The sequence below is a fragment of the Paenibacillus sp. J31R98 genome (assembly GCF_056269245.1).
This window is the reverse complement of the sequence record NZ_JBWDNO010000003.1, coordinates 607134-620966: the sequence shown is the minus strand read 5'-3', so window position 1 is coordinate 620966 and position 13833 is coordinate 607134. Positions and strand designations below refer to the sequence as shown.

At 50.3% G+C, this 13833-nt stretch carries 13 protein-coding genes and 1 tRNA gene; 11 read left to right on the top strand and 3 right to left on the bottom strand.

All coding sequences use genetic code 11. The features are described from left to right. The first annotated feature begins 93 nt into the window (after positions 1-93). The 8 genes from AC0YNX_RS16355 (at position 94) to AC0YNX_RS16320 (ending at position 8422) form a co-directional block, all read left to right on the top strand. A complete protein-coding gene (locus tag AC0YNX_RS16355; RefSeq protein WP_475816727.1) occupies positions 94-1833 on the top strand; it encodes a tetratricopeptide repeat protein in 1740 nt (579 codons plus the stop codon). Between the two features lie 196 nt (positions 1834-2029). After that, on the top strand, positions 2030-2977 hold the full coding sequence (gene trxB, locus AC0YNX_RS16350; protein ID WP_475816726.1) for a thioredoxin-disulfide reductase: 948 nt from the start codon (positions 2030-2032) through the stop codon (positions 2975-2977). A 247-nt stretch (positions 2978-3224) separates the two neighbouring features. Beyond that, positions 3225-4175 (top strand): ROK family glucokinase, encoded by a 951-nt coding sequence (locus AC0YNX_RS16345; RefSeq protein WP_475816725.1) that lies wholly within the window; start codon positions 3225-3227, stop codon positions 4173-4175. Between the two features lie 31 nt (positions 4176-4206). Then, positions 4207-5094, top strand: coding sequence for an RNase adapter RapZ (gene rapZ, locus AC0YNX_RS16340; RefSeq protein ID WP_475816724.1), 888 nt, complete (start codon positions 4207-4209; stop codon positions 5092-5094). A gap of 7 nt (positions 5095-5101) precedes the next feature. After that, positions 5102-6085: a gluconeogenesis factor YvcK family protein gene (locus AC0YNX_RS16335; RefSeq protein ID WP_475816723.1), complete on the top strand. Its 984-nt coding sequence runs from the start codon at positions 5102-5104 to the stop codon at positions 6083-6085. A 6-nt stretch (positions 6086-6091) separates the two neighbouring features. Further along, on the top strand, positions 6092-7033 hold the full coding sequence (gene whiA, locus AC0YNX_RS16330; RefSeq protein ID WP_475816722.1) for a DNA-binding protein WhiA: 942 nt from the start codon (positions 6092-6094) through the stop codon (positions 7031-7033). A gap of 198 nt (positions 7034-7231) precedes the next feature. After that, a complete protein-coding gene (locus AC0YNX_RS16325; RefSeq protein WP_090583454.1) occupies positions 7232-7501 on the top strand; it encodes an HPr family phosphocarrier protein in 270 nt (89 codons plus the stop codon). A 147-nt stretch (positions 7502-7648) separates the two neighbouring features. Further along, on the top strand, positions 7649-8422 hold the full coding sequence (locus tag AC0YNX_RS16320; RefSeq protein WP_475816721.1) for an SIMPL domain-containing protein: 774 nt from the start codon (positions 7649-7651) through the stop codon (positions 8420-8422). Positions 8423-8495: 73 nt separating this feature from the next. On the opposite strand, the gene sda is transcribed toward AC0YNX_RS16320, so the two are convergent. From sda to AC0YNX_RS16305, 3 genes are all read right to left on the bottom strand, one after another. Then, positions 8496-8807 carry a sporulation histidine kinase inhibitor Sda gene (gene sda, locus AC0YNX_RS16315; RefSeq protein WP_475816720.1) on the bottom strand — a complete coding sequence of 104 codons (312 nt, stop codon included), beginning with the start codon at positions 8805-8807 and terminating at the stop codon, positions 8496-8498. 303 nt (positions 8808-9110) lie between these two features. After that, complete coding sequence (gene clpP, locus AC0YNX_RS16310) at positions 9111-9692, bottom strand: ATP-dependent Clp endopeptidase proteolytic subunit ClpP (RefSeq protein ID WP_475816788.1); 582 nt, start codon at positions 9690-9692, stop codon at positions 9111-9113. A gap of 268 nt (positions 9693-9960) precedes the next feature. After that, positions 9961-10035 (bottom strand) — tRNA-Arg (locus AC0YNX_RS16305). A gap of 240 nt (positions 10036-10275) precedes the next feature. Between AC0YNX_RS16305 and AC0YNX_RS16300 the strand changes: the two genes are divergently transcribed. The 3 genes from AC0YNX_RS16300 to AC0YNX_RS16290 all read left to right on the top strand — a co-directional run bounded on the left by AC0YNX_RS16300 (position 10276) and on the right by AC0YNX_RS16290 (position 13833). Continuing rightward, entirely contained in the window at positions 10276-11322 is a 1047-nt protein-coding gene (locus AC0YNX_RS16300) for a sugar-binding transcriptional regulator (RefSeq protein ID WP_475816719.1), read from the top strand. Between the two features lie 93 nt (positions 11323-11415). Continuing rightward, positions 11416-12420 (top strand): type I glyceraldehyde-3-phosphate dehydrogenase, encoded by a 1005-nt coding sequence (gap, locus tag AC0YNX_RS16295; protein WP_090583465.1) that lies wholly within the window; start codon positions 11416-11418, stop codon positions 12418-12420. Between the two features lie 231 nt (positions 12421-12651). Further along, entirely contained in the window at positions 12652-13833 is a 1182-nt protein-coding gene (locus AC0YNX_RS16290) for a phosphoglycerate kinase (RefSeq protein ID WP_475816718.1), read from the top strand.

Sequence of the window (13833 nt, the reverse complement as noted above, 5' to 3'; positions counted from 1 at the left end):
GCCCGCGATTTCCACATATTCTTTCGTGTAAGGATAGGTCGCGCTATGGTATAATCGTAGAATCTTTGATGTACCGGGGAGGTGCCTTGTGCTATGAAGGAAAAGAAAATTGCGATAGCCAGCCACAGCACGAAAATTATTCCGATCCAATGGGACGCAACGTTCTTCTTCGAGCGAGCGGTCCGGTCAATGGATCGTTATCACTATGACAAGGCACTGAAATATTTCCGCCGCGCGGCCGAATACGAGCCGGAGAATCCAGTGAACCATTGCAATATGGCGGGAATTTTGTCGGAGATGGGGAATTACGAGGAATCCAATCGCATTCTGCTGTCGATTGTGAGCGAGCTCGATCCCGAGATGACAGAATGCCACTTCTATATGGCGAACAACTACGCCAACATGGAGAATTATGAAGCGGCCGAGGAGTCGCTCATTCGATATCTAGAGGAAGACCCCGATGGTCAATTCCTTGAAGAATCGGAAGAGATGATGGAACTGCTGCATTATGAGCTGGAGCGTCCGACGAAGCTTGCCTTTATTAAGGCACGCGAAGGATTCTTCGAGCATGACCAGGCGAGATCGATGCTGGAGGAAGGCAAATTTGTCGAAGCGGTAAGATTGCTTGAGAGCATTGTGGAGAAGAACGGCGAGTTTATGGCAGCACGCAATAACTTGGCGCTTGCCTACTACTATATGGGCATGTTCGAAAAGGCCATGGTAACGATCCAGCAGGTGCTGGAGCTCGAACCGGGCAATTTGCATGCGCTCTGCAACCTTGCGATCTTCTATCAGCATGCTGGAGATAATGAGCAGTTGAAGCCTCTTGTTGAGCTGCTTTGCAAGACAGTGCCTTTCCACCAGGAGCATGTGTTTAAGCTAGCGACCACTATGGGTATTCTAGGGGAACACGGGGAAGCTTACCGTCACTTTACTCGCTTGCTGAAGGATAACGGGCTGAAGTCCGATCCTTGCTTGTATCATTATGCAGCAGTCGCTGCTTGCAACATCGGGCGCTATGAAGAAGCGAGACGATTGTGGCAGCAAGTGAGCAAGCTGGACAGCGAATCGCATGTACCGGGCTACTACTTGGAGCAGCTGGCTCTGATGGAGAGCGGACAGCATACGGCTCCAACGAGCTACCATTATCATCTCCCGTTCGAAGAACAGTTCAAGCTGTGGGAGAAACGCTCTGAATCGCTGCCTGATCATATGAAGCGGGATCCGCTCGTCCGCTCGTCCTTCTTCTGGGCGCTGCGTCACGGCGATCGCCATACGAAGCTGCAAGTCATTCAAGCGCTTGGCATGATTGCGGACAACGAAGTGAAGGATGCCCTGCGCGATTTCATCGTGGAGCCGCAAGAAGATGACTATTTGAAACGGATTGCGATCTTCGTACTCCGTTCGATAGGCGTGCATGAATCGCTGAATGCCGTGCTTGAAGGCAAAGAGACGGTCATCGAGCATAGCCGGATGCCTTCGCGTCTGCCGGTTTGGGAAGATAAATGGCAGTCCGTGCTTGAAGCGGCGCTCGTTCGCATGAATAAGCATTACGACCTCGTGCAGCAGCATGATCTGCTAACGCTTTGGATTGAGTTTCTGTCGCGGATTTATCCGAACGTGCCGAAGCTCGGCAAAGTGGAAGGCTGGGCGGCTGCGCTTGAATATCTGACGGCGAAGATGCACCGCAGAGAAATCTCTTATCATGAAGTATCTCAGCGTTACGGTACTTCGATCGCGACCGTTAGTAAATGCGCGAAACGCATTGATGAGATTTGCGGTATTAAGGAAAAGATGCGTAATATTTTGCCATCACTCGAGGCTCCGGTTTAAGGTGCCAACTGTGCTCCTATTGGTGACTCCGCTGCAGTACCGGCTAATTCGATGATCACTCCCGTGGTGCTTCGCACCAAAGTCGTTCTCATTCGAATTGCCGGAGCTTCCGCTCCGAACCAAAGGTCGCAAAAATGGCAAAACCTACGCTATGCAGATAAGCATCAGAAGAAATTAATTGTAGGAGGCACCAAAAGTGTACAAAGCAATTATTATCGGAACAGGTCCTGCGGGACTGACAGCTGCGATTTACTTGGCACGCGCGAATATGAATCCGCTTGTGATTGAAGGTCCAGAGCCAGGCGGTCAATTGACTACAACGACAGAAGTCGAGAACTTCCCAGGCTTTCCTGAAGGCATTATGGGCCCAGATCTGATGGCTAATATGCGTAAGCAAGCAGAGCGTTTCGGCGCGGAATTCCGTACAGGCTGGGTGAACTCGGTCGATACGTCGAACCGTCCGTTCACGCTTCAAGTGGAAGGACAAGGCGAGCTGCAAGCAGAGTCGCTGATTATTTCTACTGGTGCATCCGCGAAGTATCTCGGCATTCCGAACGAGCGCGAGAACGTGGGCAAAGGCGTCAGCACATGTGCAACTTGCGACGGCTTCTTCTTCCGCGGCAAGAAAATCATCGTTGTTGGCGGTGGAGACTCCGCGATGGAAGAAGCGAACTTCTTGACTCGCTTCGCTACCGAGGTTGTGCTTGTGCACCGCCGCCCGGAGATGCGCGCTTCGAAGATCATGCAAGACCGCGCTCGCGAGAACAGCAAGATCAGCTGGGCGCTCGACCGTACGCCGCTTGAAGTCGTTGCGACTGGCATGGGCGTAACCGGCCTTAAAGTGCGCAACAACGCAACGGGCGAAGAAGAAGTCATTGAGACGAATGGGATCTTCGTCGCAATCGGTCACACGCCGAACACGAAGTTCCTTGGCGGCCAGTTGGAAACAGACGAGACAGGCTATCTGCTCGTGAAGCCGGGTACGTCCGAGACGAACATTCCAGGCATCTTCGCTTGTGGCGACGTACAGGACAACAAGTACCGCCAGGCGATTACAGCTGCGGGAAGCGGTTGTATGGCAGCTCTCGATTGCGAGAAATTCCTTGAAGGTCATGCGGTGCATGACTGGAGCAAGACGCTCTAGTATGACCGCCATATAAGCGGTGCATTTATAGCAATTGCCGCATGGATGACGCTGTCCGTAACTATCGGACAGCGTCGCTTCATGTACAAGCGGCAAGCATTGCTGCCCTATGACTAGTGTAGTTTTTCGCTGGAATTGGCTGAGGCGGGTTTGTCCTTGACCAGTTGGAAGCGTTCGCTTATAGTTTTAGTTGCAAGCAAATGAACGAAAGTAATACTAACTCCCTATATTATAGAGGTGGCCTAATATGTCAGAGAAAATTGTCGTAGGTGTAGATATCGGCGGTACTGCAATTAAAGTGGGAATTTGCAGCATGGAAGGCGAATTGCTGCATACATTTGAAGGACCGACAGAAGTTGAGAAGGGCTCAGACGTCGTTTGCGAGAACATTGCAAAATACGCGAAGCAAATCGTTGAGGACTCCTCGTACACTTGGGAGCAAGTTGAAGGCGTAGGTATCGGCATTGCTGGTTTCTTGGACATCCCGAACGGTATTGTCAAGAAATCGGTCAACCTGTTCTTCGACAATGTGCCATTGAAGGCGATTCTTGAAGAAAAACTCGGCAAACATGTTCTAGTAAACAATGACGCGAACGTTGCGGCGCTTGGCGAAGCATGGGCTGGCGCAGGTCGCGGCATCAATGATTGCGTATGCTACACGCTTGGTACAGGCGTTGGCGGCGGCGTAATCGTTAGCGGCAAAATCGTAGAAGGCTTCGCTGGCATGGCTGGTGAGCTTGGACATATGGTTACGGTTCCTGATCTGGAAGCTATTCAATGTAACTGCGGCCAAATGGGCTGCCTTGAGACGGTATCGTCTGCGACAGGCATCATTCGCATGGCGAAGGATGCAGTTGCTCGTGGTGACCGTACATCGCTATCCTTCGTTGAAGAAATTACAGCGAAAGACGTTATCGATGCGGCAAAAGCCGGCGACGAAGTTGCAGCTCGCATCGTAACACGTGCCGCATTCTACTTGGGCAAATCGCTCGGTACGATGGCGGTTGTTCTGAACCCGCAGCGCTTCATCATCGGCGGCGGCGTATCCAAAGCAGGCGAGTTCCTGTTTGAACAAATCCGTGAAGCATTCAAAAAATCGGCTCCAGCAATGGCGCAAGAGGGCGTTGAGATCGTCCCTGCAATTCTCGGCAATGATGCCGGTGTTGTTGGCGCAGCTGGCCTTATTATTCGTTCATAGATGAATGGTTGCTGGTAGGGAGGGATAGACGATGGACGTGGGAACAGCGATGGCAAGGCTGGTCATTATTACAGGCATGTCCGGAGCGGGTAAGACGATTGCAGTTCAGAGCCTCGAGGATCTTGGGTTCTTCTGCGTCGATAATTTGCCTCCGGTGCTTATACCGAAGTTTGCCGAGCTGATTGAGCAGTCGAATGGCAAAATCGGCAAAGTAGCGCTCGTAATCGACCTGCGTGGGCGCGAGTTTTTCACCGCATTGTCGGAGTCTCTAGCCTACGTGAAAGAGCATTATACGATCGGGTACGAAATTCTGTTCCTCGATGCGACGGACGGCGTGCTCGTTCAGCGTTACAAGGAGAGCCGTCGTCTGCACCCGCTGGCGGCGGAAGGTCTTCCGCTTGAAGGCATTAAGCTGGAGCGGCGGTTGCTCGAAGACTTGAAGGGCTGGGCGACACAGGTTATTGATACCAGCAGCTTGAAGCCGGCGCAGCTCAAGGAACGAATTATAGCCCGTTTCACCAACTCCGATGTGAGCAAAATATCCGTTAATGTCATTTCATTCGGGTTTAAATACGGCATTCCAATTGATGCCGATTTGATTTATGATGTTAGATTCCTGCCTAATCCGCATTATATTGATCATCTTAGGCCGAATACGGGGCAAGACGCTGAAGTATACGAGTATGTCATGAAATGGCCGGAGACGCAGACCTTTCTGACAAAGCTGCTTGATATGCTCCAGTTCCTTATTCCGCTGTATCACAAGGAAGGCAAGAGCCAGGTTGTTATTGGCATTGGCTGCACCGGGGGCAAACACCGTTCGGTTGCGATTGCCGAATATTTAGGCCGTATCCTGGGAAGCAGCGATACGGAGCATGTTCGTGTCAGCCATCGAGATTCAGAGCGTGATCGGAGCTGAGGCGTAAATGACAGAACGTCGTAAGGAACAATTGCCCCGTATCGTCGTCATTGGCGGCGGTACGGGTCTTTCCGTCATGTTGCGCGGATTGAAGGAGAAGCCACTCGATATCACAGCCATTGTTACAGTGGCGGATGACGGTGGCAGCTCCGGCATTCTGCGTAATGAACTGCAGATGCCGCCTCCGGGCGATATTCGCAACGTGCTCATCGCACTTGCGGATGTGGAGCCGCTGCTGTCAGACATGCTGCAATATCGGTTTAACTCAGGCACAGGTCTTGCAGGCCACAGCTTGGGCAACTTGATGCTTGCAGCGATGACGGACATCTCGGGTGATTTCGTCTCTGGCGTACGTATGCTGAGCAAAGTATTGGCGGTACGCGGGCGTGTGCTCCCGGCTGCTGGGGAAGCGATTGTGCTCAAAGCAGAAACGGAAGACGGAATGATTATTACCGGAGAATCGAACATTCCCAAGGCAGGCAAAGCAATCAAGCGGGTCTTCATTGAGCCGCCCGATGTGGAGCCGCTGGAGGAAGCGGTGGAAGCCATCAAACAGGCTGACGCCATTCTCATTGGACCAGGTAGCTTATACACCAGCATTATTCCGAATTTGCTCGTGCCGAAGCTGGCGGAGAGCATCGTGGATTCGAATGCGGTCAAGATGTTCGTCTGCAACGTGATGACACAGCCAGGCGAAACGGACAATTATTCGGTCGGCGATCATCTAGCCGCTGTGCATGCGCATATTGGACATCATCTGTTCGACTATGTCATCGTCAACGATGGCGAGATACCGGAGCAGGTGCAGATGAAATATGCTGAACGTGGTGCGAAGGCGGTCCATCTCGATTTAGAAGAAGTGAAACGGCGCGGCTATGAAGTCATTGCCGACCGGCTCGTGCTGTTCCGAACGTATCTGCGTCATGATGCGGTGCGGCTCAGCCATCATATTTATCAGCTTGTGGAAAACTGGATGGAACGAAAGAGGTGAGTTACATTGTCTTTTGCGGGACAAACCAAAAAAGAATTGACGCTCATCGAAGCGGATCCGTGCTGTGAGAAAGCGGAACTATCGGCGCTCATCCGAATGAACGGTTCGGTATCGCTGTCTAGCCGTAAAGTCATCCTCGATATCTCCACCGAGAATGCCGCGATTGCACGTCGAATCTATTCGCTCATCAAGAAGCAGTTTGCCGTTCATACGGAGCTGCTCGTGCGCAAGAAGATGAGACTGAAGAAGAACAACGTCTATATCGTACGGATTCCGACAAAGGTGCAGGAAATATTGGCTGATCTCAAGATCGTTTCCGAAGGCTTTATGTTCAATCAAGGCATCGACAAAGAGATCATTCGCAAGTCCTGCTGCAAACGCTCGTATTTGCGCGGCGCGTTTCTAGCTGGCGGTTCGGTCAACAATCCGGAAGGGTCGTCTTATCACCTTGAAATTGCGACCATGTATGAAGAACACTGTCAGTCACTTGTAGAGCTGGCGAACAAGTTCGATTTGAATGCCCGCTGTATCGAGCGCAAGAAGGGGTTCATCTTCTACATGAAAGAGGGCGAGAAGATTATCGAGCTCCTCAGCATCATCGGCGCGCATCAAGCATTGTTCAAGTTCGAGGATGTCCGCATCATGCGGGATATGCGCAACTCCGTGAACCGGATTGTCAACTGCGAGACGGCCAATCTGAACAAGACGATTGGCGCGGCAGTACGGCAGATTGATAATATTAAGCTGCTCGATCGGGAAGTGGGCCTCAATTCCTTGCCAGATAAGCTTCGGGAAGTCGCGCAAGTTCGGCTTACGCATCCTGATTTGAATCTGACGGAAGTCGGCGAAATGCTTAGCGGTAAAGTGAGCAAGTCCGGTGTGAACCACCGATTGCGCAAAATCGATGAGCTTGCCGAAAAAATAAGGAACGCTGTAGCGGAAGGCTAGTGTAGACTTAATTAAAGTGTTATAATGGTGAGTAAGTGTAAACGGCTGTTGCCGTCTATTGGCGGTCAAAGCTTACGTTTCGCGAAAGACATTATAGAAATTCATACAGATGCAGTATATAAATTCTATAATGTAATAAACGACGTTAGTAAATGTCTCAATCGTTGGATTGAATTTCGTATAGGGGGTAAGGTTTCCATGACAAGACACCCGGTTGTCGTTCGACTGAAGACGGGTCTTCATGCAAGACCAGCCGCACTTTTTGTTCAGGAAGCGAACAAGTTTTCTTCTGAGGTGTTCGTAGAGAAGGATGATAAAAAAGTGAATGCTAAATCGATTATGGGCATTATGAGCCTCGCAATCAGTTCCGGTACTGAGGTTACAATTAGTGCAGAAGGTTCGGACGCCGATCAGGCTGTAACCGCTTTAGTCAATTTGGTAAGCAAGGAAGAGTTAGAGAACCAATAAGATCGGCTGCGATCACATGAAGAAGCTCCCTTGCGGGGGTTTTTTCTTTTTTCGGAACAATTTTCCGTTCAGCCCGCAACAAACATTCAGCTCGCAGCGTCTGAATAGACAGAATCGCATTTAAGAAGAAAAGGGGCTGCGAGAATCATGATGTGGAATCGGAAATGGGTGCTTGTGCCTGTGTTGGCACTGGCAGTAGGAGTTGGAACGGTGTTTGGAGCAGCGGGACACAATGGCAATGAAGTGTATGCAGTAGACAACGCAGCAATTGTACAGAAGAGCACGATTACGGTAGCGGGTACAGGCAAGCTGCAGGTTACACCTGACGTTGCTTATGTAAACGTTGCCGTGGAGACGCGTGCAACAGCGGCGAAGGATGCGCAAGCGCAGAACGCGAATCAGTTTGCCGGCTTAAAGAAAGTGCTGTTCACAACGTACAAGATGGCAGAGAAAGATGTGAAGACGACAGGCTTCTACGTTCAACCGGAATATACCTACGACCAGAAGACAGGCGAAAGCAAAGTCAAAGGTTATGTAGCGACGCACAGCGTTCAAATTACGACGCGTAATCTGGATGGCATCGGCCAGCTGCTGGATGCACTGTCTACATCGGGCGCTAACCGTGTAGATGGCGTTCAGTTCGATACGGAGAAACAAGACCAGTACGAGCTTGGGGCGCTGGATAAAGCAATGGCGAATGCGAGAGCGAAGGCAGATACGCTTGCGAAGGCAGCAGGCAAGCAAGTGAAGGAAGTTATCTCGATCTCGCAAAACAATGTGAATTCCGGCCCGATCTACTACGGTCAAGGCGGAATGGCGTCGGCAGACAGCGCGATGTCGAACGCAAAAGCGCCAACGAGTGTAGAAACAGGCGTTATTAATGTCTCGACCGACATTACTGTCGTGTATGAGATGCAATAAGCGGATATGAAACAGAAAAGGCAGGCCATTCTCCTTAAGGAGAGCGGCCTGCCTTTATTAAGTTGAATTACGCTTATGCCAGCGTCTTGTGTTCGTTGTTGGTCGTCAAGCCTCGCTGCTCGATGGCATGTTCAATAAGGGCAATGAATTCTTCGGACAAGCGCATTGCAATGGCTTCGTGGTAGACTTCAATCAGATGGGTATCGCTAAGCGGTCGCAGCAGGAGTGACTTGTCCTGTATCGGCAAGAATAGATTCTGTGTATCTCCAGCAGTCGAATGTGCAAAGCCCGGCTCATAGGCAGGTGTGTACTGTGCGTATGCGCTTACCGCATCGCCTGACCGAATAAAATTTCGCACGCTTGCGAATGGATTCGTAAGTTTCATGCGTGTGCAACTCCGATATTATAGATTTCCAAAGCATAGCCTAAGGGACGGTGGATATGGAATCATTTAGTACATAGTAACATGATTTTTAGAGCCAGTCCGCACCGATTCAGCGCGTTAAATGACTGTTGACATAACTACTAATTTATGATAATTAATAGCAATTGCATCAACGAATGTAATGAAATTAACGGACTTAATGAACGTAATGAACCTAATGAATAAAGCAAAGAGCGAACTTCCCTGGTGAGGGAAGTTCGCTCTTTCACATGGTACATCATTAAGTTGGTTAGACTTTCTGGATTACATCTTCTCAATTACTTTATCAACGAGGCCGTATGCAGCAGCTTCAGCAGCTGACATGAAGTAATCGCGGTCTGTATCGCGCTCGATCTTCTCAAGCGGCTGACCTGTGTTCGCGGATAGAATTCCGTTCAGCGTATCGCGAGTCTTCAAGATATGCTTCGCGCGAATCTCGATATCGCTTGCTTGGCCTTGCGCACCGCCGAGCGGTTGATGAATCATCACTTCGCTGTTAGGCAGTGCATAACGCTTGCCTTTGGCGCCTGCCGCGAGCAGGAACGCGCCCATCGAAGCGGCCATACCGACACAGATCGTCGACACTTGCGGTTTAATGAAGTGCATTGTATCAAAAATAGCGAGACCAGCGGATACCGAACCGCCAGGGCTGTTAATGTAAAGTGAGATGTCCTTGTCCGGATCATCGGCTGCTAGGAACAACAGCTGTGCGATAATGGAGTTTGCGACCATATCGTTGACCGGTGTGCCGAGGAAAACAATTCGATCCTTCAGCAAACGGGAGTAGATGTCGTAAGCACGTTCGCCGCGGTTGTTCTGTTCAATAACCATTGGTACGAAATTCATCATTTCCATCGTAAGACCTCCTTAGGGAACATGGATTAAAATTGGTGAGCTGTGTATTCATCATAACGGATAGATCAGGAAAAGTCAAAGATGGTCAGAGTGGCGCAAAAGTCAGTCAATTTCGCGAGGAAACAAGGTTACTTTGCTGCAGAATTGGAGATGCTGTATGAGGTGCAGGGCAGGGCGTACGTGCAAGTACAATGCAAGAAGGACCCTCCGATTATCGGAAGGTCCTTTGTTATGAAAGCATATGTTGCGTATTTGTAAATGGCGCGCCCGCGAGGAATTGAACCTCGATCTCAGGCTCCGGAGGCCTACGTCATATCCATTGGACCACGGGCGCGAATTGTGACAGCGAAGATAAGTATATGTGATTGCACATAGAAATGCAAGTGCTTGCAGGAAATTAAATTTTCAGAAATCGTCACAGTAAACGTTTTCACCGGGCAAAGTGATCTTGCCCCTGCCTGAAGTTTGGAGTACAATAAACGTGGGACTTAAAAAGTGCAGCCGGGACATAACGCGTCCACGTACTTGTCCCCGTGAATCGCGCTCTACTCGTAACAGGAGTTGATGTTGAAGGATGCAATCTCTCATCGAAATACAGCAGCAACTTCTGCCGGACTTGCTCGTTGTGATGAGAAAACGGTACCTCATACTCCGCCAGGTAATGCTCTCGGATATGATCGGCCGGCGCACATTAGCAGCATCATTGGATATGACAGAGCGTGTGCTCCGAGCGGAGACCGATTTCTTGAAAGCCCAAGGGCTTCTTATGATTGATACGGCAGGCATGCGCATCAGCGAAGCCGGGAAGCGACTGCTGGAGGATATGGAGCCGTTCTACAAAGCGATGTTTGGCTTGTCGGAGCTGGAAGAGCGAATCCGCCATTATTTTGGGCTGAAACAAGTTGTTATTGTCTCCGGCGATTCCGATTCATCCCCGCATACGAAGCGGGAGCTTGGCAAAGCCGGCTGTGCCGTGCTAAGTAAGGCGATGAAGCAGAATGACGTCATAGCTGTAACAGGCGGCTCGACGATGGCGCAGGTTGCGAATCAGCTGACGACACAAACGCCGTTCAAGGGTAATTGGTTCGTACCGGCTAGAGGCGGACTTGGCGAAAGCCTTGATTATCAAGCGAACACCATCGCCTCGACAATGGCGAAACGAACCGGCGCACAGTACCGAATGCTCCATGTACCGGACCATCTAGGCGAGGATGCTTATACATCCTTGATGCAAGAACCGAACGTGAGGGAGATTGTGGAAGTGATCCGCAGTAGCCGCATCGTCATACACGGGATCGGGGACGCTATGGTTATGGCGCGGCGCAGACGCGTAGACGCTACTGTAGTGGAAGCCATGCATGCGGAAGGCGCGCTTGCGGAATCGTTCGGCTACTATTTCGATAGAAATGGTGCCGTTGTTCACAAGATGCTAACCGCTGGCCTCAGACTTGAGGATATTATGGCAACAGAAGTCGTCATCGCTATCGCAGGCGGCCGCAGCAAAGGCGAAGCTATCGCAGCGGTCATGCATTTCGGGAACGACGATGTGCTCGTCACGGATGAAGCTGCAGCGCTTGAGATTGCTGCAATCATCGACAAGGAACAACAAGAAGCGAAGTGAATCACAAGCAAGTGATCTTGACGAAAGCGGCTTGCTTCAAGCGGCTGATACTCGTCTTGAGATAAATGAAATTATGTCTAGGAGGAATTTACAATGGTAAAAGTTGGTATTAACGGATTTGGTCGTATCGGTCGTAACGTGTTCCGCGCAGCTCTGAATAACCCGAATGTTGAAGTGGTGGCTGTTAACGATTTGACAGACACAAACACACTGGCTCACCTGCTGAAGTACGACACGACTCACGGTCAACTGGACGGTACAGTTGAAGCAAAAGAAGGCGCGCTGATCGTGAACGGCCGCGAAATCAAAGTTTTTGCTGAACGCAACCCAGAGAACCTTCCTTGGGCATCTGTAGGCGCTGAAATCGTTGTTGAATCCACTGGTATTTTCACAGCGAAAGAAAAAGCTGAGCTTCACTTGAAAGGCGGCGCGAAGAAAGTTATCATCTCCGCACCAGCTTCCAATGAAGACATCACAATCGTTATGGGCGTTAACGAAGACAAATACGATGCAGCAGCTCACACTGTTATCTCCAATGCATCTTGTACGACGAACTGCCTAGCTCCATTCGCAAAAGTTCTTAACGACAAATTCGGTATCGTTAAAGGTATGATGACTACAATTCACTCGTACACTAACGACCAATCCGTTCTTGACGTTCCACATAAAGACCTGCGCCGTGCTCGTGCTGCTGCAGAAAACATCATTCCTTCTTCGACAGGCGCTGCTAAAGCAGTATCCCTTGTACTGCCTGAGCTGAAAGGCAAATTGAACGGTATGGCTATGCGTGTTCCTACACCTAACGTTTCTGTAACTGACCTGGTTGCTGAACTGAAAGTGAACGTAACCGTTGAAGAAGTTAACGCAGCTCTGAAAGACGCTGCTAACACTTCCCTTAAAGGCATCTTGAACTACTCCGATGAGCCGCTTGTATCGAGCGACTACAATGGTGACCCAGCTTCCTCCACAATCGACGCACTGTCGACTATGGTTGTTGAAGGCAACATGGTAAAAGTAATTTCCTGGTACGACAACGAGTGGGGCTACTCCAACCGTGTAGTTGACCTGGCTGCTTACATCGCATCCAAAGGCCTGTAAGACATAGATAAGACCCTTACTAAACGTGAAGGAGCTGCTTGCTGCAGCTCCTTCTCGATAGTTTTCGGGACACTATAGCATCATCTAAACCTATAAATATAAACCTGCAGCGGGACTGTGGGATGGATAGCAAGTGGAGAATTTTTAATATACTTAGACCTTTATCCTGGGATGAACGGATTAGCAGCATTCATCTTAGTGAACTTAGGTACCCCGGGAGGATTTCTACTTATGAACAAGAAGAGTGTACGTGACGTTGAAGTAGCCGGCAAACGCGTATTTGTCCGCGTAGATTTTAACGTGCCAATGGAAAACGGTGCAATTACCGATGATACACGGATCCGCGAAACACTTCCAACCATTAAGTATTTGATCGAGAACGGCGCGAAAGTTATTTTGGCGAGCCACCTGGGACGTCCAAAAGGTCAAGTTGTTGAGAGCATGCGTCTGACAGAAGCTGGCGTGCGTCTGTCCCAATTGCTCGGCAAGCCTGTTGTAAAAACCGACGAAGCGATCGGAGACTCCGTGAAGGCGCAAGTAGCTGCTCTGCAAGAGGGCGACGTGCTTCTTCTGGAGAACGTGCGGTTCTACGAAGGCGAAGAGAAGAACGATCCGGAACTGGCGAAAGCTTTTGCCGAGCTGGCTGATCTGTTCGTCAACGATGCATTCGGTGCAGCTCACCGTGCACATGCATCCACAGAGGGCATTGCTCACCACCTGCCGGCTGTTTCAGGCCTCTTGATGGAGAAGGAGCTTGACGTGCTTGGTCGTGCGCTGCTGAAGCCAGAGCGTCCATTCACAGCAATCGTCGGCGGTTCCAAAGTTAAAGACAAGATCGACGTTATCAACAAAATGATCGAAATCGCAGACAACATCATCATCGGTGGCGGTCTGTCCTATACATTCTTCAAAGCGCAAGGCCACGAAATCGGCCAATCGCTGTGCGACAACTCCAAGCTGGATCTGGCACTCGAGTTCATCGAGAAAGCGAAGTCCCTTGGCAAGCAATTCCTGCTGCCGGTTGATATCGTTGTAACAGACGAATTCAGCGCGAAAGCAAACACGAATATCGTTGACGTTGACGGCATCCCTGCTGACTGGGAAGGCATCGACATCGGACCGAAGACTCGTGAAATCTATGCAAATGTGATCAAAGAATCTAAATTGGTTGTTTGGAACGGACCAATGGGCGTATTCGAGATCGAGCCGTTCTCCCATGGCACACGTGCTGTAGCACAAGCTTGCGCAGAGACTTCCGCTTACACCGTAATCGGCGGCGGCGACTCGGCTGCAGCTGCTGAGAAATTCGGCCTCGCTGACAAGATGGACCACATCTCCACTGGTGGCGGCGCATCGCTTGAATTTATGGAAGGCAAAGCGCTCCCGGGCGTTGTTGCACTGAACGATAAGTAA

What these genes read in the sequence shown, in the direction of transcription:
- AC0YNX_RS16345 (WP_475816725.1), top strand. Translation starts at nt 3,225, where the DNA reads ATGTCAGAGAAAATTGTCGTAGGTGTAGATATCGGCGGTACTGCAATT.
- AC0YNX_RS16290 (WP_475816718.1), top strand. Translation starts at nt 12,652, where the DNA reads ATGAACAAGAAGAGTGTACGTGACGTTGAAGTAGCCGGCAAACGCGTA.
- AC0YNX_RS16320 (WP_475816721.1), top strand. Translation starts at nt 7,649, where the DNA reads ATGATGTGGAATCGGAAATGGGTGCTTGTGCCTGTGTTGGCACTGGCA.
- gap (WP_090583465.1), top strand. Translation starts at nt 11,416, where the DNA reads ATGGTAAAAGTTGGTATTAACGGATTTGGTCGTATCGGTCGTAACGTG.
- AC0YNX_RS16335 (WP_475816723.1), top strand. Translation starts at nt 5,102, where the DNA reads ATGACAGAACGTCGTAAGGAACAATTGCCCCGTATCGTCGTCATTGGC.
- clpP (WP_475816788.1), bottom strand. Translation starts at nt 9,692, where the DNA reads ATGAATTTCGTACCAATGGTTATTGAACAGAACAACCGCGGCGAACGT.
- rapZ (WP_475816724.1), top strand. Translation starts at nt 4,207, where the DNA reads ATGGACGTGGGAACAGCGATGGCAAGGCTGGTCATTATTACAGGCATG.
- AC0YNX_RS16300 (WP_475816719.1), top strand. Translation starts at nt 10,276, where the DNA reads ATGCAATCTCTCATCGAAATACAGCAGCAACTTCTGCCGGACTTGCTC.
- sda (WP_475816720.1), bottom strand. Translation starts at nt 8,807, where the DNA reads ATGAAACTTACGAATCCATTCGCAAGCGTGCGAAATTTTATTCGGTCA.
- AC0YNX_RS16325 (WP_090583454.1), top strand. Translation starts at nt 7,232, where the DNA reads ATGACAAGACACCCGGTTGTCGTTCGACTGAAGACGGGTCTTCATGCA.
- AC0YNX_RS16355 (WP_475816727.1), top strand. Translation starts at nt 94, where the DNA reads ATGAAGGAAAAGAAAATTGCGATAGCCAGCCACAGCACGAAAATTATT.